The sequence below is a fragment of the Paraburkholderia sp. SIMBA_054 genome (genome assembly GCF_046534875.1).
In the GTDB taxonomy this organism is placed as follows: Bacteria; Pseudomonadota; Gammaproteobacteria; order Burkholderiales; family Burkholderiaceae; genus Paraburkholderia; species Paraburkholderia hospita.
In genome coordinates this window covers 1-248 of the sequence record NZ_JAWRXV010001360.1, presented here as the reverse complement: position 1 = coordinate 248, position 248 = coordinate 1, and the positions used below count along the sequence as shown (strand labels likewise).

Below are 248 nucleotides of genomic sequence, written 5' to 3'. Positions count from 1 at the left end.
CTATAGGCGCGACGGCCACCTGTCAGAATGGTCGGCTCGACACCTTTACCTTCCAGATGTAGTTTCTTGAGATTGCTGGGGGAGACACCAAGGAAGTACGCAGCCTCGGCCATCGAAAACTGGCGCAGCATATTCTTGCGCGCATCCGGCGGAAAGTTTTCGTGACGCAACAGATTGAGCTTGCGAGAAATCTCGCGCCCCTGCGATAGTATCATGTCGTCAAACGACAAAGCTGCTGCTGGATTTGC

The 248-nt window shown here is 54.0% G+C and carries 1 pseudogene; it reads right to left on the bottom strand.

Annotated elements, in window-relative coordinates:
• A pseudogene (locus SB822_RS59525) lies at window positions 1-248 on the bottom strand (hypothetical protein); the annotation flags it as partial.